General features: G+C 42.5%; 12 protein-coding genes. 6 read left to right on the plus strand and 6 right to left on the minus strand.

Going from position 1 to position 21,362, the window contains the following annotated elements; translation table 11 throughout:
- Positions 1-232: 232 nt before the first annotated feature.
- From WC743_RS25495 to WC743_RS25515, 5 genes are all read right to left on the minus strand, one after another.
- Entirely contained in the window at positions 233-997 is a 765-nt protein-coding gene (locus tag WC743_RS25495; protein WP_373016378.1) for a hypothetical protein, read from the minus strand.
- Positions 994-1,410 (minus strand): ABA4-like family protein, encoded by a 417-nt coding sequence (locus tag WC743_RS25500; protein WP_373016379.1) that lies wholly within the window; start codon positions 1,408-1,410, stop codon positions 994-996. The genes WC743_RS25495 and WC743_RS25500 overlap by 4 nt, the downstream gene beginning before the upstream one ends.
- A 117-nt stretch (positions 1,411-1,527) precedes the next feature.
- Positions 1,528-2,109, minus strand: a complete 582-nt coding sequence (locus tag WC743_RS25505; protein ID WP_373016380.1) for a Crp/Fnr family transcriptional regulator — start codon at positions 2,107-2,109, stop codon at positions 1,528-1,530.
- 144 nt (positions 2,110-2,253) lie between these two features.
- On the minus strand, positions 2,254-3,330 hold the full coding sequence (locus WC743_RS25510) for a YncE family protein (RefSeq protein ID WP_373016381.1): 1,077 nt from the start codon (positions 3,328-3,330) through the stop codon (positions 2,254-2,256).
- 136 nt (positions 3,331-3,466) lie between these two features.
- A complete protein-coding gene (locus tag WC743_RS25515; protein WP_373016382.1) occupies positions 3,467-7,033 on the minus strand; it encodes a VCBS repeat-containing protein in 3,567 nt (1,188 codons plus the stop codon).
- A 271-nt stretch (positions 7,034-7,304) separates the two neighbouring features.
- Here WC743_RS25515 and WC743_RS25520 point away from each other — a divergent pair, with 271 nt between their 5' ends.
- Positions 7,305-8,624 (plus strand): vanadium-dependent haloperoxidase, encoded by a 1,320-nt coding sequence (locus WC743_RS25520; protein ID WP_373016383.1) that lies wholly within the window; start codon positions 7,305-7,307, stop codon positions 8,622-8,624.
- A 2-nt stretch (positions 8,625-8,626) separates the two neighbouring features.
- Here WC743_RS25520 and WC743_RS25525 read toward each other — a convergent pair whose 3' ends face one another.
- Entirely contained in the window at positions 8,627-12,616 is a 3,990-nt protein-coding gene (locus tag WC743_RS25525) for a two-component regulator propeller domain-containing protein (protein ID WP_373016384.1), read from the minus strand.
- A gap of 191 nt (positions 12,617-12,807) precedes the next feature.
- Between WC743_RS25525 and WC743_RS25530 the strand changes: the two genes are divergently transcribed.
- From WC743_RS25530 to WC743_RS25550, 5 genes are all read left to right on the plus strand, one after another.
- Positions 12,808-16,020 carry a SusC/RagA family TonB-linked outer membrane protein gene (locus WC743_RS25530; RefSeq protein ID WP_373016385.1) on the plus strand — a complete coding sequence of 1,071 codons (3,213 nt, stop codon included), beginning with the start codon at positions 12,808-12,810 and terminating at the stop codon, positions 16,018-16,020.
- Positions 16,021-16,043: 23 nt separating this feature from the next.
- Complete coding sequence (locus WC743_RS25535; RefSeq protein WP_373016386.1) at positions 16,044-17,951, plus strand: RagB/SusD family nutrient uptake outer membrane protein; 1,908 nt, start codon at positions 16,044-16,046, stop codon at positions 17,949-17,951.
- A gap of 20 nt (positions 17,952-17,971) precedes the next feature.
- Entirely contained in the window at positions 17,972-18,676 is a 705-nt protein-coding gene (locus WC743_RS25540) for a DUF3823 domain-containing protein (protein WP_373016387.1), read from the plus strand.
- A gap of 84 nt (positions 18,677-18,760) precedes the next feature.
- Entirely contained in the window at positions 18,761-20,602 is a 1,842-nt protein-coding gene (locus WC743_RS25545; protein WP_373016388.1) for a glycoside hydrolase family 2 protein, read from the plus strand.
- Positions 20,603-20,612: 10 nt separating this feature from the next.
- A partial coding sequence (locus WC743_RS25550) for a beta-L-arabinofuranosidase domain-containing protein (protein WP_373016389.1) occupies positions 20,613-21,362 on the plus strand: 750 nt, incomplete at its 3' end.

The raw sequence follows: 21,362 nt of genomic DNA on the forward strand, positions 1-21,362 counted from the left end.
AAAAATTCGGTACCCTAAGACACTTAAAAACGATTCTACCCTGACCCTACAGCCCATTTTAATTATAATTTCTTCCGGAAAGGAAATTCATGATAAGAATACGTAGTAGAGCTGCTCGTTGTCTTACTGATAGTGCCGGCACGCGCTTCAATTTAACGTCAACGCAATCACCAGCCTCTTCCAAACTGGTTAGCGAGAAAAAAATATTGCCCTGAAAATATCGGTTGATGCCTTAAAACAACGGCCTGCCCTGCATGGCGTTGTACAAAAGCAGGGATACCAGTGCAAAATATGCTGCTGCAAAAATGATGACCGCCCGTGCATTTTTAAACCCCGTAAAAAATGCAAATAAGGGTACAATTTGTAAAGCGTGTAAACCCATAAAATGAGCTATCCGTAAATCACCGGCTATCCGGCTCCAGTTAAAAAAGGGCAGCCCCTGCCCGCCGTCGCTGGCGCCAACGGTATGTGCCAGCCGGGTAGCCATCATACCGCCTTCAAAAGCAAAAATGCCGGCCATAATTATCCCTAAGCGGATACCCCACAATAAAGCAGCGGGTATTTGCACAGCTTTCACTTTAAAAAACAGGAACCCAATGTAAAGCGCAAATAGTGTTTGTGAAACGATAATTATCCCCATTAAACTAAATACCAGGCTGTTATAAAGCCCGGCATTGTTGAAGTGTGATAGTTGCCCTCTTGCAGCCTGTGTAGCAATACAAACCATCTCAAACGAGAGGGCAAATACACTAAAGTTAATGAACCGTTTTTTGATCCGCTCAAAGGGGAGGTATTGCAAAAACAAGGGCCACGTTAAGCTGTAAATAGCTATGGATAAGGCAAACTTCATGGGCTTTGTCCATAAATTGATCCCCAACAGCTGTCGCTGATCAAATTGAGAAATGATAAGCATCAACACAAACAATGCAAAATGCGCTAAACCGCAATAATACAACGCCGGACTTATATTTCTGATCTGTGTGAATAAGCTTTTCATTTAGTGGTTTTAATTTTAATAATGATTTGATAAAGCAGATAGCCGCATGGCCCAAACATAAATGTGAGTATCAGGCAGGGAATTACCAGCCAATGCGAAATCAGCTTTGTTTGGGCCGCCTTGATAATGGTAAAGCCGATGAGCAAATCAAAGGCCAGGTAATGCACCCAACCTGCAAGCAACAGGTTGTCATTACTAAAGAGTATGCGCACCTGTTGTAAGGAACCAAAGCCCCCGCCATCTACCTTGAAAAAACCTGCGATGTAAATACAATAAACCAATGATAACAGCAGGGGTACAACAGCATGATCAATTAACCAATGCGTAACCTTCCATTTTGGAAGCACTATTAATAACAACCATTGCAAAGCAGCCATTGTACTAACTGCCGAAAAAACCTGTTCTGTACTCATATTATTTAGTTTGCTTATGCCTGATATGCAGATAAATGCACAGCATAAAATTAGGAAAGCCCACACAGCTATGAAATGGTACGGGGTTAAAAAAAGAGACGGTTTTATTAACCTAAGTTAATTTTTGGAATTAAAAAGCTTAGCCCGGATACGGCTGAGGCTTTGAGGCTGGATGCCTAAGTACGATGCAATTAAATGTTGGGGCAATCTTTCAAATATATGTGGCTGGGTGCTTAACAATTCAAGGTATCGGTCTTCGGCGGATTGCATCATTAAATTGCGCTTTTGTTTTGCAGCACTAATAAAAAGGCTTTCGGCAATAATGCGTCCAAATTTTTCAAAGCGCTGGCTGTGCTGGTATAAAGCCTGCATATCGGCATAGTTCAGGGTAAATAGTTCACAATCTTCAAGGGCTTCAATAAAATCTGGCGATGGGGCCTGCAATAAAAAGCTTTCGTAATCGCCAATCCATTCGCCTTCAAAAGCAAAGCCAATGGTATGGTCGCCCTTTTCGCTCCGCGAAAAATATCTTAATCCTCCTTTATTTATAATGGCCATACCTTTACAAACCTGGCCTTTTTTCAGGTAAAAAGAATGTTTTTTTAAAGCTACCGGCTTAAGCCTTTGCATAAACAAAAAAAGCTCTTCATCGGTAAAGTCAACAAGGCTTCGTAATGATTGCGTAATAACTTCGTACATATTTGAATGGGCAGCGCTTATCAATGGCCAAAAACATTTGTCACATTTAACAGGTAATAACAGCTATGTCAAATATACATGGATAATTGTAAAACTTTCAATCCGGGCATGCACGGCCTCTCTGATTTCTTGCAAATTGCAATACTAAGGTCGAACGGCCCAGGCCAAACCGTCTGCCCCGCGGATAGCAATATGCCCGGTCACTTCTAATGTCTTTAGGTTTATCACCGCCACATAGTTATCGCTGGTGCAGCCAATAAACGCGCGTGACCCGTCATCGTCTACAAGGATACCTGCCGCGCCGCGACCGGTATTTAGGCGCTTCAATTCCTTATGTGATGCCGCATCATAAATGAACAGATCGCCGGTTCTCAGGCTCGTAATCAGCACACGCTTGCCATCCGGTGTAAACTTGAGCCGGTTGGCCCCCAAAACCTTCGCGTCAATTTTACCGCTTACCTTTTTGGCAGCAATATCGATAATGGAGATGGTTCCATCATCAGCACCCGCGGTCCATAATTCGCGGCCATCGGGAGACACATCAAAACCCTCAGAACCTTTAGTCACCGGGATAACGGTTTGTACCCAGTCCTGGCGTGCGGGAGGCATGAATCCCGTTGGGGAGGCTGCGGGCTTGAGCAGACTATCCACCAAAATGCTCACTGTTCCTGCCGATACGTTTGTGGTGTAAACCTTTTTTCCATTGCTGGTAACATAAATCATATGCGTTCTGTCCTGGCCTGTTCCCATGGCCCAGTCTAATTTACCTGTTGCCGGGTCAAAGCGGCCAACGGCTTTAGTGCCCTCTGCGCTGAACCACACCTTACCATTAGCAAACGTTAGCCCATGCGGGCCCATCAGTGGCCTGGTATCAACAGCGGGTAAGGGCTTTTGTGCCACGAGGTCGATCACACTAAGCTCGTGCAGGCTCCCACCGCCATAGATTGAAACATAGGCTGTCTTCCCATCAGCCGATGCGATAACCTCATGAGGATCGTCACCCACCGGAATACTTGTGAGAACCTTCAGCGTAACCGGGTCAATAATGGCCAGGGTATGATCACTTTTTGAAAGCGCAAGCAGAGAACGCTGTGGTGTAGGCTGCGCGGTGCATCCGGTTGCTGCAAAAATTAATGATATGCATAAAAAGCTTACAGCAAGTACTTTGATCAAGCTGAATTTTATAGCTTTAAAGATTTGGTTGTGCGTGGCTTTGTCCATATGATTTATAGATTAGAGAAGCAGGTAATAATTCGTTTATAGTATAACTACCAAAGTTGATCATAAGCAATGACCTTCCCGAAAACAAATATACTGAACCCCAGCCAAGCTTTCTTTATGGCTGACAGATGAATGATTAGTTTCTTATCTCCCTTTTTCGGCCACTATAGTCTGTAATAATTATTTTTGACATTTTGGGATCAACCTGTAATGTGCGGGATGACTGGGAAAGATAGGTAGAGCCGTAATAAAACTCAATTCTTCTTTTGCCTGAATCCTTATAAATAATGTCTGCATAAAAATCATCTGGTTTTAAGCGGATAAATTTTGATGACCCATTGCCGGTTTTTTCGTAAACTTTCAAACTATCCTGATTTTGTGTGGCAATAAACAGCTCGTTCCCTTTGGCCGATTGTACAGATGCCAGTCCTTTAGCGTCTCCGTTTATACATAAGCCGCTTTGTGCCATTGAAATTTCTTTAAAGCTACCTTTACCATTGCCCTTTAAATACAGGCCCATAAAGGCATCGTGCCTGCCTGTAAACGGTTCCATGCCATAATCGTTACCTGTCATCAGCAAATCCAGGTTGCCGTCAAAGTCAATGTCTTTGGCTATCATACCATAAACCGGGGCCATTTGTGCAGCTAATGGCATAGCCGATATGCTGAATTTATCGTCACCCTTGTTTTCAATGAAACTGGTATTCATATCTGTAGCTTTTAATATAAGGGCATTTTCTTTGTCCTTATCGCTCCAAAGGTCCTGCATGGTAGCACGGCCAAAGCCGCTGTAAGTGGGATATTTTTTGCGAATGGAAATGAGCTGACTGATAAGATCGTCACGGGTGTGCATTGGGAAAGGCTTTTGCGAACCATCTTCCGCTTTCATATAGCAGAATATCATGGCATCAAATGAGCCATTATCGTCAACATCCTTACCCAAAACTGTCATTGGTTGCGTAAAAGAAGCTTTGTAATTTGAATTTTGCCCAAGATTGCCGGCAATGTAATCTATATTACCATCATTATTAAAGTCGCCTGCAACAATGCTGTTCCACCAGCCAACATGGGTATCAATGCCGGTTGTGCTGTTTATTTTGGTAAAACCACTGCCGGTGTTTTTATAAAAAGTAACCGGCATCCATTCACCTACAACAACCAGATCAGGCCGGCCATCTTTATTAAAGTCGCTCCAAAGGGCGTCGGTTATCATGCCACCATGCAGAATATCCGGGCAAAGCTGGGCGGTTACATCCGTAAATTTTCCACCGTTATTTTGGAAAATATGGCTTAGCGGCGAAGAAGGGTAAGCGCCTGAAACAGAACGCCCGCCTACAAAAAGGTCCAGGTCGCCATCGGCATCAAAATCAACGGCCCGCACACATGACCCGTTATCATACTCAACCGGCACTGCCAAATAATCGCGCTTAAACTGCCCTTTGCCATTGTTTATATAAAGACGGTCTTGCGCGGTAGTATGCCCTTTAGAAAATTCATAACTGCCGCTAACCACATACAGATCAAGCGAGCCATCGCCGTTAGCATCAAATAAAATGGCGCCCATGTCCTCTTCATCTTTATAATCCTCATTCAAAAAGCGCTTATTATCCATAGCAAAGCCGCCGTTTTTATCCTGCATAAAAAATACCCCTTTTATGCCTGCGGACCCGCCTATATAAAAATCGTCATAACCATTATTGTCAATATCGCCAACGGCAATGCATGGGCCATATTGGCTTAGTTTATGCGGCAATGTGGGTTGTATATTGTAGTCTATGGCATCTTTTTCCTGGTGAACATACCTGATACCTAACCGGTTTAAAGCAGACCGGAAAATAGGGCTGGCTATTTGAGGAATACCCGGCGGATAATTACCTGAACTGTTTTTATATTGAAGCGTTATTACCTGGTTGGCTTTTACATTGGTTAATAACTGGCTTTTACCATCTGCCCACCTAATGCGCAACGAATCGACTGAACCGGCCGCACCCAGGCCAAAATGTGCCATGGCATCAACAGTGCTCATGTAACCGCGGCAGGGCTGCTGGTCATAATATTGCTGCTTATCCTGATAATAGATACGGATAGTTGCCCCTATGCCACCCGTGTTTTTAGCATCACCCTCCAGCTTAACAGCAAGATAATGATAGGCACTGTTTACTTTGGTTTTGCTGTTTAATGTATTTTCATAGATAAAGGCATCGTCATTGATGTTATTGATCACCAGGTCCATATCGCCGTCATTATCCAGGTCTGCATAAACGCCTCCTGTTGAAAACGTAGGCTTAACAATTCCCCAGTTTTTTGATTCGTCGTTAAAGGTGTAGCCGCCTTTATTTTTAAAAGCATAGCTAGCCGTTTTAACTACGGGGAATGAGTCTGCGGCGGCAAGGTTTGTGTTTTCTTTAACGGTACGCCCCTGGTCATTTGTGTAAAGGGCATGGTCAAGATCTGTAACGTCTCGTGGGTAACCGTTAGTGATTACCATATCGCGAAAGCCGTCGTTATCAAAATCTGTTACTAATGGGGTCCAGCTCCAATCGGTTTGATAAACGCCCGCCATGTAAGCAACTTCGCTAAATTGCGGATGCCCGGATGCCGACAATTGACCCTGGTTTAATTGCAGCACATTGCGTATATACTGATGGTCATAGTTAAACTTGTTGTTATTGATGTAGGTAATATAATTATCGCCTACCAGCATGGTTTTTTTACGCAGGTTCTCTTCCGGCAACATTTCAAGAGAGACGAGGTCGGCAAGGCCATCATTATTAATATCCACCATATCTGCCCCCATTACCGACCAACCGGTGTGCTTGAAGTACTCTGCAGAACGATTGGTAAATGTTCCGTTCTTATTATTGATGTATAACACATCGTTCGATATAAAGTCGTTACCCACATAAATATCCGGCCAGCCATCATTATTTACATCGGCTACCGATACCGAGTTGCCAAAACCTTCCAGTATAATACCGGCTTCTTTGGTCACATTAGTAAAGGTGCCATTGCCATTGTTGCGGTACAGGCGGTCGTTGTTTTCGGCACTGCCATCGGTTAATTTAGGGCGATAGGCAACCGGCGTGGTTTTACCAAGCACATTGGTAAGCAGGTACATATCTAAAAAGCCGTCGCGGTTATAATCAAAGAATATGGCTTGCGTGCTATAGCCTGTGTCCTGCAGGCCGTATGACCGGGCTGATTCTTTAAATGTAGGTATGCCATCTTTATTGATACCCTGGTTTATATACAACAAGTTTTTACGCTGCCCGGCATCTTTTTTAAAAGAAGCGCAAACATAAATATCCAGCCAGCCATCGTTATTGATGTCTATTACCGATACGCCGGTGCACCACCTGCCATCACCATTAACACCTGCAGTAGCGGTAATATCTTTAAAAGTTAAAGCCCCTTTATTTAAATACAGTTTACCCGGCACCATATTACCTGCAAAATAAACATCAGGCAGGCCATCGTGGTTAAAGTCGCCAATGCCAACGCCGGCTCCGTTATACAAATAAGGGTGATTAAGTATATTTAAGCTATCACTTTCAACAATAGTGTTTTTAAAATTGATGCCGGTTTCGGAGGGATCCAATAATTTAAAAAGCGTATGCGTATCTTGTTTCTTAAAGCACGCTGCTAATGAAAAAAGCGCCACACCCAACAGCACGATATACAGTTTTTGTATGCAGGTTAACATTTAAAAATTATTAATTAACATGATAAATATTTGCGCCGCGGGCGGTTATCAGAATTGGTTTTATGCTTTGGTCGAGCTTCTACCCATCGACAAATATTCGGTATTTACTTGTAAAGAAAATGTATTTTAAAACATGCTATTCGTCAAATGCTCTCAAAAGTTAGTCAAAATGTATCGCAAAGTATAATCATATTTTAAGAGTATATATTTACTTATAGTTTTGATAAGCGGCATCCGGCGCTGTAAACCTGTAAATTGTTTTTATATTATTATGAAGAAAACGAGCATTGCCATATTGGCGATATTATTGTTTGTATCGTGCAGGTCAAATAACAATTGGGAAAAGATGGCCGGGAACCCCAATTTTATCCACCGCTCGGTTAGGCAGGTTACTGATGTTATGCTGCATGATATTTATTCGCCACCGGTAGCCAGCCGCATTTATGCCTATGTTACTGTTGCGGGGTACGAAGCTGCCGTTAACGGCAGCAAAAATTACATATCACTTTCCGGCCAGCTCAACGGGTTAGACTCAGTGCCAAAACCTGAAGCGGGTAAGCAGTACTGTTATGCATTGGCGGCCTCGCACGCTATATTAACAGTTGGTAAGATACTGGTGATGTCTGAAGGGAGGATAGAACATTTTCATGATGAAATGATGAAAGAGTTTAAAGAAACCGGTATGCCTGAAGATGTTTACCTAAATTCAATTGAATATGGAAAACTTATAGCAGCCAGGATCTTGAAGTGGGCGGGTAATGACAATTACAAGCAGACCCGGTCTTTAGCTAAATATGATGTGCAGACGGATGATGCCACCTGGAAACCCACCCCGCCTGCGTATATGAAAGGGGTTGAGCCGCACTGGAACGAGATACGGCCTTTTTTATTGGATTCGGCACAGCAGTTTAAGCCCGCAAAGTCTGTAGATTTTTCTTTAAAACCTGACAGTTATTTTTACAAGCTGGCTATGGCGGTTAGAGATACCGGAATGCGTTTATCGCCCGAACAGACCCTGATAGCCACTTACTGGGATGATAATCCTTTTAAAGTGAACACTAACGGGCACACTATGTATGCCATAAAAAAGATCTCGCCAGGGGGGCATTGGATAAATATAGCCGGCCTTGTATGCCGTAAGGTAAAAGCAGATTATGTGCGCACAGCCGAAACCTACGCATGCCTGGCTGTTGTAATTGCTGACAGCTTTATTAATTGCTGGGATGAGAAGTATAAAAGCAAAGTGATAAGGCCGGAGACGTACATAAACCAGTATATTGATCAAAGCTGGGTGCCATTATTACAAACACCGCCCTTCCCCGAATATACCAGCGGCCATAGTGTGGTATCAAATGCATCGGCTGTGGTGCTTAGTGATATGTTTGGAGATAACCTTTCCTTTACCGATTCAACCGAAGTTGCATTTGATTTGCCGGCACGGAAATTCAAATCCTTTAAAGCCGCGGCCAATGAGGCGTCTATCAGTCGCTTTTACGGGGGTATCCATTACATGCCATCAATAGTAAACGGTGTTGACGAAGGCGAGAGGATTGGCCGGTTTGCACTCAGCAAACTTAAAACACGTAAGTAGGTTTAAAACGACTTAACTTTATTAGCGCGTTTACTTTGCTGGTACTCTGTAGGAGTGGTGCCAAACTGCTTTAAAAAATTGCGGCCCAGATGTGATTGAGAACTGTAACCCACCATATTGGCTACTTCGTAAATTTTATAATCGCCTTCTTCCAGTAATTTAGCGGCTGCTTTTAAGCGTGTTATGTTGATCAGCTCGTTTATAGTGAGGTTTGATATAGCCTTTACCTTACGATACAAGGTGGGTTTGCTCATATTCATAAAATTAGCAATATGCTCAACATCCAGATCCGCATCTTGTATGTTTCTGTAAATAACAGCATTCAGTTTATCTAAAAAGCTTTCGTCGGGCTTTGAATAAGCCATTGTTTTGATGTGTGCCAGCGGCGAGTTCGCAAAATAATCTTTTATTTTATTTCGATTGATGAGCAGGTTTGCTATCTGTACTTGCAAATGCTCAGGCGAGAAAGGCTTTTCTATATAAGCATCGGCACCCACTTCCAAGCCCTCTATTTTACTTTGCAGCGTGTTTCGTGCTGTTAACAATATAATAGGTATATGGCTATGGTCAAAGTTGGTTTTAACACGCTTACAAAGCTCAAAGCCGTCAACAACAGGCATCATTACATCGCAAATGATGAGCTGAATATTTTCTATATCTATCATATCAAGTGCTTCCTGCCCGTTCATCGCCTTAATAACGGCATATTTTTCGGCCAGTTCATTTGCAATAAAATCCAGTATCTCGGGGTTGTCGTCTACCAAAAGTATAATTGGTTTCATAAAGTCAAAGTTTTCTTCTCGGTTTATAATGCCAGGATGCTCATAATCATCAGATGTGTTATGAAAGTCAAATTCTTTCTCCTGATGAATTGGTAATGTGAGAGTGAAGATATTAAAATTATTAACTGAATCATTTAAAAAAAGTGAACCTTTATGCAGCTCCGTTAACGAACGCGACAATGATAAACCGATACCGGTGCCGGTTTGCTTCTCTGATTCTTTCATCCTGAAAAACGGTTCAAATATTCTGTCACGTAATTCTGGAGGGATGAGATAACCATTGTTTTTAACAACAATTGTAAATAAGGTATCGTGTTTTGTATACTCTATAAGTTCAATTTCAATAATAGAAGAAGCATATTTTATAGCATTATTGATAAGGTTACTGATGATCTTGGTAAAAGCTTCAATATCTACACAGGCATAGATGTTTTGACCGGGGTGTTTAAGTTCATAGGTTAGGTTTTTTTGCTCGGCTATGGTCTTAAACTGCAAATAAGTATCAGTAAGTAGTTCAGTAATATCTGTCTTAACAAAGTTCAAACTAAAGCCGTTGGTTTCAGTCTTCCTAAAGTCGAGCAGTTGGTTCGTTAGCTCAAGCAGCCTGTCGGTATTACGCTCCATTATTTTAAGATTGGCTTGTATCTCCGGAACATGATCAGCTTTTTTCATCACCTTTTCCATTGGCGCCTTGATCAGGGTAAGCGGTGTTCTTATTTCATGTGCAACGTTTGTAAAAAACTCAATTTTTGCGTTGTATAGTTCTTTCTCCTTGTCATTTTCCAATAGTTGTATAAGGCGTTCATTATTTTGCCTTATGTTGGTATGATAACGCCATAGCAGGTAATAAATGGTAGCGGCCAGCAGTAGTGTATAAAATATATATGCCCATACGCTTTTCCAGAAAGGTGGTGCAATCTCTATCTCGATAGTGGTTTCTTTATTTGTCCAGATTCCGTTGTTATTGGCTGCTTTTACAATAAAGGTATAATGCCCTGGTGATAACTGGGTGAAATAAACCTTACGATTGGTTTTAAGAATGGTCCATCCTTTGTCAAGCCCCTTCATTATGTACTTATACTGCGTCATTTCGGGCGAAGGAAAGCTTAACGAGGCAAAATCAATACTAAATGATGATTGGTTGTGATTAAGGTTGATATTTTTGGTGCAAATAATAGACTTCTTAAGTAATGAATCCTTTCCATTGACTGAAATTTCACGGTTGTGTACCTGGAAACCGGTGATATAAACGGGCGCCACAAATTCATTTTTTGTGAAAAGTGACGGGTTAAAGCTAATCATACCCCTAACGCATCCAAAATACATAGTCCCATCGGCATCTTTAAAGGCAGAGTTATAGTTGAATTGATCGCTAAGTAAGCCATTGGCTTTGGTGTAAATCTTTATATCATTATTATTGAGGTTTAAAGAAATAAGCCCGCGGGTAGTGCTCACCCATAAGTTTTTGTTACTATCCTCCAATATCTTAAAAGTGTAATTGCTGGGCAGCCCGTTGTTTGAATCGTAATATTTGAAGGTTTTATGATCTGTATTATAGTACCAAAGGCCTAAACCTTCTGTTGCAAACCACAGGTTATTATTACTATCTTCAAATACGCCATTAACGATGGACGTTTTTAATGCGTTTTTAACATGATAAGTATAAGGAAGCTTATTGCTGGTGTTATTCTTAATATCGTAACAGTAAATACCATCCCGAACGGTGCCGAGCCATATTTTACCGTTATGATCTTCCATCATTGAGTAATAAAAATCATTGGGTGGAACCTTGTCTATCAGTGTAAAATCCTTGTTGCTGATGTTATATCGATATAATCCACGGGTTGTAGCAACCAGGATAACGCCTGTCCGGGTTTTAAGGAAACCAATTATAAAGTTACTTTTTAATGCGTTTTTACCTGCACCCGCTATAAAAACCTGTTCAACTTTGCCGGTTTTAATATTAAAAACATTAAGGCCGCGCTCAAACGTCCCTATATACAGGTAATTGCCATCGGCTAACAAGCCGTGGATGTTTGAATTTGATATGCCCTTTGATGCGCCGGGATAATAATGTGTCCAGGTACTCTTATCTGGTGATAATTTGTTCAAGCCGTTATCTTCTGTGCCCATCCAAAGGTTACCATACATATCTTTACATATTTCGCGCACTACGTTGCCCTGTAAAGTATTTTTTTCTGCCGGGTAGTATTTATTAAATAATGAATATTGCTTTGGGTAATAGTTTAATCCGCCAAAATAAGTGCCCGCCCATATTCCGCCTTCAATATCTTTATAAAGAATGTAAACGGCATTGTCTGATAGCGAATAGGGATCGTTATAATGCTTTTTGATATTGGTGAAAGTTCCTTTGCTTATATTATACATAAAAAGGCCAGATTCAGTTGCTATCCAATACTCGTTATCATTGTATTTTACAAAGTCGCGCACATATACCTCGGTCATATCGGCATTGTAAGTTAGCATATCGCGGTAAGTGCCATTAGCGCAGTTAAACTCTTTAAATCCCTGGTTGGTAGTGCCTACAAATATTTTATTGTTGCCGGCAAAACAGATCTTTTCAATAAAGTTTGATGCAACCCGCCTTGAATTTTTAAACACATTGTAGCTGGTGAAAGTACGGCTGGCCGGGTTTAATTTCTCAATTGTACCTGCTGTGGTCGACAGCCACAGATCGCCATTATTAAAGGCCAGGGATGTGGCTTCAAAGTGTTGATAGGGCCGGTAATTGGTGATCCTGGCTGTTTTTTTATTGTATTTCATTAAAGCCGGCCCGGATATAAACCAGCAGTTATCATAATTATCCTGAATGATGCACCTAACGCCATCATTGCCAATGTTTAAATGTGTAAAGGTTTCTGTTTCGGGGTTGTAGTGATCAACCCCCTGGTCGGTGCCTACCCACAAACTGCCGTCTTTATCCAGGCTTAGGGTGTGCACCATATTGTTAGAAAGGGTTTTTTTGTCGCTGGGGTTGTGCCTGAAAATTTTAAAAGTGTAGCCATCAAAACGATTAAGGCCATCTTTTGTCCCCAGCCATAAAAAGCCCTTTTTATCCTGCAGGCAACTGTAAACTGTATTATTTGACAGGCCCTGCTCTACCTGGTAGTGCTTAAAGTAATGGGTTTGCCCGCTACTCAGCAATGGTAGCGTTAATAACAAATAATAAAGTAGATAAATAGGTTTCAAATTAGTTGACTTAAAACAAATATACTTAATCCAATTAGAGGTTTTCGTTTTAAAACATATTGATACATATTGACTAATTTTTGATATGATTTGGTTAATTACTGGATAATAAATCCTTTTTCTTTACACTTAAGTTTAAAGCTGACATCCTCGTCTGCTTAAAACTTATTTAACCAATAATAAATTTATTTATGAGAAAATCTTTACTGCTCAGACAGGAGGGTTATGTTCGTTCACACTGGCTGTACCCCAAATCAGTATTTATTATTTGTACCGTTATCATTTGTATGTTTTTATCAGACAGGGTATTCGCCCAGGGCCAGATAAAAATAAGCGGCACTGTAATCGATTCTACAGGTGCTGTACTTACAGGGGTAGCAGTCAAGTTCCGTGGAACGCAGACCGGCACCACAACAGATGTGAACGGCAAATTTAGCCTTACAGCCCCGGATGCCAATAGCGTACTGGTATTCAGCTACATTGGTTTTGCAAGTCAGGAAGTTCCATTGAACGGGCAAACAACCTTCAACATCCGGCTTAAGGCCAATAACACCTCCCTGCAGGAAGTTGTAGTAACCGGGTTTGGTACGCAAAAAAGGGAATCGATAACCGGTTCCATTTCAAGCGTTACCAGTAAAGACATTGACCGCGTGCACGCGGGTTCTACTGTAAGTACGAGTTTGGCCGGCAAAATTCCCGGTGTTACTTTCAGGCAATCTGAAGGAAGGCCGGGCGCAACTGCCAGTTTGCAGATCAGAAACATGGGTTCTCCTCTATATGTAATTGATGGGATACAACAGGATGAAGGCCAGTTCAATAACCTTTCACCAAACGATGTAGAAAGTATCTCGGTACTAAAAGATGGTTCGGCGGCTATTTATGGTGTCCGGGCAGCAAACGGCGTTGTGGTAGTAACAACAAAAAAAGGTAGCGGAGATGCCCGTATCAATATTGATGCATATACCGGCTATCAGAATTTTTACCGGTTCCCTAACGTTACCACCAACGCTTATGATTATATGCGGTACCTGGCAGAAGCGCAGGTTAACAGTAATGGATCTACCTCAATAACACCAGCCGAACTTGAAAAATACAAAGCTGGTACCGATCCTGCATACCGCAGTTTTAACTGGCGCGACTATATCCTCAAAGAAAATAACAATGCGCCGCTCAACTCTGTCAATGCCAATTTTACCGGCGCAACAGAAAGGGTTAATTACTATGTATCAGCTACCAATTTGCACCAAAGCTCGCAATTGGGTAAAGAATATTTATTTAACCGCTCAAACATACAGTCAAATGTTTCTGTAAAAGTTGCTAACGGCTTAAAGGTTAACTTAAACATAAACGGTCGTATAGAAACGCGCGAAAACCCCGGTGTACCGGGCCTTGACGACTATGGATTGGCCAAGTTTGCGGTTTTAAGAAATACCCCGTTAGAACGCCCATATGCGAATGATAACCCCGAGTATCTTAATGATATCGGTCATACAGAATCTAACTATGCATTTCTGAATAAGAAGCTTTCGGGTGTTTTCCATAGCGACTGGCGGGTATTACAAACTAATTTTGGTGCCGAGTACCAGATACCGGGAGTGAAGGGTTTAACCGTTAAAGGTTTATATTCTTACTATGTGGCTGATTATCTGTTGAATAATCAGGAATACACCTATAATGCCTATACCTACAGGCCGGCAACTAATACTTATGACGTAACAGGTGGTAGTACAAACCCATGGAGGGAACGTGAACAGCGGAAAGAGTTTGCCAAAACCCAGCAGTTGCAGATAAATTATAACAACACATTTGGGAAAAATACTATTGGCGCTACACTTGTTTCTGAACGGATAGAGCTACAACATTTAAGGAACTGGATACATGCATCGCCAGTGTCTAACAACCTGCCGCTTATTTATTTCCCAACGGCAGATCAGTATCAGGACAGCGATAACAAAGAAACCCGTATAGGTTATATTGGTCGTTTAAACTATAACTACGATAATAAATACTACCTGGAAGCTTCTGCAAGGCGCGATGCTTCTTATCTGTTTGCTCCGGATAAACGGGTTGGTTATTTCCCTGGTGTTTCTGTAGGCTGGAGAATCACGCAGGAAGGTTTTATTAAAAAACTGTTGGGTGATAACAGTTTCCTTAATGATTTGAAGATCCGTGCTTCATATGCCGTACTCGGTGATGACCGCGATCCTGGTAATTCAGCAAACCCTATTGTAACACCTTATGCTTACCTGCCGGGCTATAACTACAATACCGGTACCGCTATAATTGGTGGGAATGCATTGGTTACATCGGCAGATAAAGGTTTGGTAACCACAAATATATCCTGGCTTAAAAGCAAGATCACAGACATTGGTATGGACTTTACCCTCCTTAATAATAAACTAAGCGGTACGGTAGATTACTTTTACAGAAAGCGAAGCGGGTTGCTTGATAGAAAGAGCGATGTTGTTTTACCGCTTGAGGTAGGCTACCTGCTGCCGCTTGAAAACCTGAGAAGTGATGCCCAGTACGGTGCCGAGTTTTCTTTAAGTTATAATAGCAAGATTGGTGATGTTAGCTATAATGTTGGGGGTAACTTCTCCTATAGCCGCCAAAAGAACCTGGAGAGTTACAAACCGCTGTTTAACAACTCTCTTGATCAATACCGTAACTCTACTGTTAACAGGTATGCGAATATTGACTGGGGATACGAAGTTACGGGCCAGTTCACATCCCAGGAGCAGATCAATAATTATACGGTCAATAATGACGGGAGAGGTAACCGTACACTCATACCGGGTGACCTGATATACAAAGATCAGAACGGTGACGGTAAAATTGACCAGTATGATGAACGCCCTATCGGCTTTGGATATGGCAGGCAGCCTAATATCAACTTTGGGTTTACATTAGGTGCGGCCTATAAAGGTTTCGACTTCCATGCAGACTTTTCAGGTGGCGCCGGATTTACGTGGTTCCAAAATTGGGAAACCAGGTGGGCCTTCCAAAATAATGGGAACTTAAATACAATTTTTGAGGACAGATGGCACCGTACCGATCCGTACGATGTGAACAGTACCTGGATCCCGGGTAAATATCCGGCAAACAGGGTAAATCCGAGTTTTACCCACAGCGACTATGAGCTTAACGGGCAACGTAATTCAACGTTTTGGCTTCATGGCGTAAAATATCTGAGGGCAAGGACCATTGAGCTTGGTTACACTTTACCTACGGGCTTACTCGCAAAAGCAAAGATCAGGAAAGCAAGAGTATATATTAACGGGTACAATATGTTCTCATTTGATAATCTGAAACAATACGGGGTCGATCCGGAAACAACAGACGATAACGGGCTTCAGTTCCCTCAAAGTAAAGTACTCAACTTCGGTGTTAATTTAACTTTTTAATTAATCCCTTAAGTTTAAACCAAATGAAAAAAATATCCTTTATAACTATATATGCAGCCCTGTTAATTACAGTATCCTGCAAAAAAGACAGTGATTTTTTAGATGTGCCGCCTAAGCAGGTGATTACTGCCGAAGTTGCTTTTTCAGATCCTAACCTCGTACTGTCTATCCTGGGCGATCTGTATAACAGGCAAAGAGATTTTTCAAGTCTGGATGGTTTTACCAATGAACCCGGATGGCGCACTTTTGCTGATTTCAGCGAAGCTTTTCCATCAGAGAACGGAAGCTACTTTCTGGTACAAAGAACAGGTTGGGGCTACAATGAGTGGGCCATCTGGGATTATACCTATATCCGCGAGCTTAACCTTTTTATTCAGCGCGCTACTGCCGCCACCGAACTTACCGACGCAGATAAAAACAGGTTTATTGCCGAGGGAAGGTTTTTACGTGCCAATTACTATTTTGAACTGGTAAAAAGAATGGGTGGCGTACCACTTATTACCGAGCCGCTTGATTATGATTTTTCTGGTAACGTAAGCGTATTACAAGTTCCACGTGCTAAGGAATCAGATATATATGACTTTATAATAAGCGAGGCAGAAGCTATAAAAGGCCTGCTCTCTGTAGGTTTGACAGACAAATCAAGGGCAACCCCGGGTGCCGTGCTGGCAATGGAAGCAAGGGCTGCATTATACGCGGGTTCAATTGCCAAATATGGCGTAACAACCCCTCAGGTAGCTTTGTCTGGTGGCGAAGTAGGTATACCCTCATCTATGGCCAACGGCTATTATACCAAAGCATTAGCTGCAGCACAGGCTATAATAACCGGTACAGCAGGCAGTTATTCCTTATACAGGCAGCTGCCCGATCTGAGTGATAACTTTGCAAACCTTTTTCTGGACAAGAATAGTTCAGAGTCAATATTTGTTGAAGATTTTAAAGCGAATGGAGGTAAAACACATGGTTTTACAACAAATGACCAGCCTTATTCAATATCTGACGAAGGATTGGATGCCGGCCGTTTAAACCCTTCGCTTAACCTGGTAGAGGCATTTGAAAAACTCGATAATACCTACGCCCCGCTTGCAACTAATGATGCAGCAGGCAATCCTATATTTTATACAGACCAGCTGGATATTTTTGCCGGCAGGGATGCAAGGCTTGCCGGTACAGTGCTGTTACCAAACGGTTTATTTAAAGGTAAACGTACGGAGGTATTTGCAGGATATCAGTTAGGCAATGGCACCATCATTACCAGTGGAGATGCTACTTTGCCGCAGGATGTTCCGGGCCTTGGCAGGGTGCAGGTGGTAGGTAAGGACGGGCCGGTTAACGGAGCTGAATTCCGTACGCAAACCGGTTTTTACATCCGCAAGTACCTTGATCCAACCGTAGGGTCTGGGCGTCGCGGGCGTGGTAGTGATATCAATTTTATCCGCTACCGCTACGCAGAAGTACTGCTGAATGCCGCCGAAGCCGCTTTTGAACTTGGCCAGCCAGCAGTTGCAGCAGGTTATCTTAACCAGGTAAGGTCAAGGGCCGGTTTAACCGTTCCGCTTACAGTCGGTGATATCACTTTTGACAGGATAGTGCATGAGCGCCGTGTTGAACTTGTATTTGAAGGCCATACCCTGTTTGATATGAAGCGCTGGAGATTGGCCACTGTAGTATGGGATGGTAACCAGATGACAGTTGCCGATTTGGTTAGTAATATTGGCAATGCCAGGAAACGCAACACGCAACCCTTTGGCTTATGGCCTTATAAATACTATAACCCTGGTAACATAAACAATGGCAAATGGTTATTTAAAGAGGTTAAACCAAGCCCGGTTACCGGCGCCAACAGGTTCCAGCTGGGTAATTATTATTCACAAATTAGTGATGATATATTATCGGCTAATCCTAAAATTGTAAGACAACCAAATCAATAGTCATTTTTCAACTTAAGATCATGAAAATAAAATTTCATCATATAATCATCGCCCTCCTGCTTGCAACTACAGGTTGTAAAAAAGATAATTACGATGCGCCTTCAGCAACCCTTAGCGGTCATCTTATTTATCAGGGGGAGCATGTAAACGTAGAATATAACCAGGTGCCTTTTCAGTTATACCAACCTGGCTTTGGTAAAACAGGGGCAATAAACGGAACTTTTGACCAGGATGGAGCCTACTCAACATTGCTTTTTAACGGCAACTATAAATTTACCATTGCTGCCAACCAGGGGCCTTTTTTATGGAAAGAGCTGGCCGGCGGAAAGCGGGACACGCTTGCCATCACCATGAGCGGCAGCCAGACACTGGACATCGAAGTAACGCCTTTTTATATGATCAGGCAGGCAACATTTACCGCTGCCGCGGGCAAGGTTAACACCACTTTTAATATTGAAAAGATAATCACTGACAGTAACGCAAAAGATATAGAAAGCGTAAGCCTGTTTATTAATAAGACCCAATTTGTATCGGGCAACAGTGATAATAATATTGCCCGTACAGATCTGGCCGGCTCTGCTATCACCAGCTTAAATAATATCAGCATGAACGTTACTATCCCGGCATTGGTACCCACGCAAAACTATGTTTTTGCACGTGTAGGTATCAAGATAGCCGGAGTAGAGGATATGATATTTACACCTGTTACCAAAGTCACTTTTTAAATTTCCAAAGGCCGCTCTTACCCAAAGCGGCCTTTTAATTTGCTTTCAAGAAAGCATTAACACATTTACCGCTATTAATCTATAATGAAGAAAGTTACACTCTGCTTGTCTCTATTAATTTCCACGTACTTCCATGCCGTTGCGCAGCAAAGCGAATGGCATTTAATTAAAAACAGAATTACCACGCCCTGGGCCGAAAAGGTTAACCCTAAAGCTCCCCTGCCCGAATATCCCCGCCCTCAAATGGTTAGAGGAAGCTGGCAAAATTTGAATGGCTTATGGAACTATGCTATTGTTCCTAAAACACAAAAAGAACCGGCGGCTTATTCCGGAAAGATATTAGTGCCATTCGCTGTCGAGTCGGCAATCTCCGGCGTAGGTAAAACCGTTGGAAAGGATAGCATGTTATGGTACAGGACAGATATTACGCTCAGCAAAGACCTTAAAGGGAAAAATGTGCTGCTGCACTTTGGCGCGGTAGACTGGCGTACCGAAATTTTTGTGAATGGTAAAAGCGCAGGCACCCACGAAGGTGGCTTTGACCCGTTTTCATTCAATATCACCCCTTATTTAAAAAGCGGAAGTAAACAGGAAATTAAGGTAAGTGTTTGGGACCCTACAGATGATGGCCCGCAGCCACGTGGTAAACAAGTTAAAAAGCCCGAAGGCATATGGTATACGCCGGTAACCGGTATATGGCAAACCGTTTGGCTGGAAGGTGTGGCCAAAACCTATATACAGGCTACCAAACAAACACCAAACATTGATGATAAAACGCTCATCATATCTGCAGAAGTTGCTAACAGCCAACCCGGCGACAAATTAAAAATAACAGCATTTGATGGCAAAACGGTGGTTGATGATAAAACGGTTGACGCCAATGCAACCGCAGTATTAAACATTAAAGATCAGAAACTATGGTCAACAACCGACCCTTTTTTGTACGATCTTAAAGTAACCGTTATCCGTAATAACAAACCGGTTGATGAGGTAAAAAGCTATTTCGCTATGCGGAAAATATCGCTTGGGCCTGATGCTAACGGTATTCAGCGGATGCTGCTTAATAACAAATTCGTATTTCAATATGGCCCGCTTGATCAGGGTTGGTGGCCCGATGGTTTGTACACGCCGCCTACCGAAGAGGCCATGATATATGATATTGACAAGCTAAAAGCTATGGGTTTTAATATGATCCGTAAGCACATTAAAGTTGAACCGGCCCGTTATTATACTTATTGCGATAAAAACGGCATGCTGCTTTGGCAGGATATGCCAAGTGGTGACCTGGGCAACGGTTGGGAGAACCGCCCCGGTGTATTGGACAAGGCCACAGATCAGGCACGCACGCCCGAATCTGAGGGATATTATCGTAAAGAGTGGGCGGCTATTATGAAAGCCCTGCACAACTATCCGTGTATTGTGGTATGGACGCCGTTTAATGAAGCATGGGGCCAGTTCAAAACCGTTGAGATATCTGAGTGGACCATAAAAAATGATCCGTCACGGTTGGTTAACAGCGCCAGCGGAGGTAATTTTTATACAACAGGCCATATTGTTGACCTGCACAATTACCCAAACCCTGCCATGCCGCGACCGGATATTTTTGGAAAAAACATGGCAGTAGTGCTGGGCGAATTTGGCGGCTTAGGCTGGCCGGTTGAAGGCCACATCTGGCAGGCCAATAAAAACTGGGGTTACCAGAATTTTAAGAACGGCGATGATGTCCTGAAAAAATACATCACCTTTACCAACAGGTTGCAGGAGCTGATCAGGCAAGGCCTTTCGGCTGCTGTATATACGCAAACTACAGATGTGGAGGGTGAGGTAAATGGTTTTATAACTTACGACCGAAAATTTATAAAAATGCCGGTAGAAAAATTGCATCAGGAACATGTAAAACTATATGATCCGGCGTTAGTAAAATAAACACTGCTGAATGAACTATTTAAACAAGATTGGTAAGCTGGTTTGTTTATCAATGATACTAAACTGGGCCGGGATGGAAACATCATCGGCTCAGGCTATTAAAGCCATTGCGCTTAAAAAGATAGATAATGGTCAAATAAATGCCAATTATGTAAGTAACCGTGCACCATTGCAAAAAGCCTACTTTGTTAAGCTGCCGGTAGGTAGTATTAAAGCGGGTGGCTGGCTTAAAAAAGCATTGGAACTACAGCGCGACGGACTTACCGGCAACCTTGGAGAAATAAGTATCTGGCTGTCAAAAACTAACAATGCATGGCTTAATAAAGAGGGTAAAGGCGAATACGGCTGGGAAGAGCTGCCTTACTGGCTTAAAGGATATGCCAACATTGGCTATATGCTTGGCGATAAAAAGATGATTGCCGAAGCCAAGTTCTGGATTGATGCCGTGCTAAATAATCAGCGGGATAACGGCGACTTTGGCCCGGCAGTTGAGCGTAAAGGCAATCGCGATCTTTGGACCAATATGCCTATGCTTTGGTGCCTGCAGTCGTATTACGAGTACAGTAAAGATCCGCGCGTTATTCCCTTCATGACCAAATACTTTAAGTATCAGTTATCCCTGCCTGATGATAAGTTATTGGAGGATTACTGGGAGAACAGCCGCGGTGGCGATAACATTACGAGTGTGTACTGGCTTTACAACCGCACCGGTGATAAATTTTTACTCGATCTGGCCACCAAGCTGGATAAAAATACCGCC

Source organism: Mucilaginibacter sp. (genome assembly GCF_041660805.1).
Lineage (GTDB): Bacteria > Bacteroidota > Bacteroidia > Sphingobacteriales > Sphingobacteriaceae > Mucilaginibacter.

What these genes read in the sequence shown, in the direction of transcription:
- WC743_RS25495 (WP_373016378.1), bottom strand. Translation starts at nt 997, where the DNA reads ATGAAAAGCTTATTCACACAGATCAGAAATATAAGTCCGGCGTTGTAT.
- WC743_RS25500 (WP_373016379.1), bottom strand. Translation starts at nt 1,410, where the DNA reads ATGAGTACAGAACAGGTTTTTTCGGCAGTTAGTACAATGGCTGCTTTG.
- WC743_RS25505 (WP_373016380.1), bottom strand. Translation starts at nt 2,109, where the DNA reads ATGTACGAAGTTATTACGCAATCATTACGAAGCCTTGTTGACTTTACC.
- WC743_RS25510 (WP_373016381.1), bottom strand. Translation starts at nt 3,330, where the DNA reads ATGGACAAAGCCACGCACAACCAAATCTTTAAAGCTATAAAATTCAGC.
- WC743_RS25515 (WP_373016382.1), bottom strand. Translation starts at nt 7,033, where the DNA reads ATGTTAACCTGCATACAAAAACTGTATATCGTGCTGTTGGGTGTGGCG.
- WC743_RS25520 (WP_373016383.1), top strand. Translation starts at nt 7,305, where the DNA reads ATGAAGAAAACGAGCATTGCCATATTGGCGATATTATTGTTTGTATCG.
- WC743_RS25530 (WP_373016385.1), top strand. Translation starts at nt 12,808, where the DNA reads ATGAGAAAATCTTTACTGCTCAGACAGGAGGGTTATGTTCGTTCACAC.
- WC743_RS25535 (WP_373016386.1), top strand. Translation starts at nt 16,044, where the DNA reads ATGAAAAAAATATCCTTTATAACTATATATGCAGCCCTGTTAATTACA.
- WC743_RS25540 (WP_373016387.1), top strand. Translation starts at nt 17,972, where the DNA reads ATGAAAATAAAATTTCATCATATAATCATCGCCCTCCTGCTTGCAACT.
- WC743_RS25545 (WP_373016388.1), top strand. Translation starts at nt 18,761, where the DNA reads ATGAAGAAAGTTACACTCTGCTTGTCTCTATTAATTTCCACGTACTTC.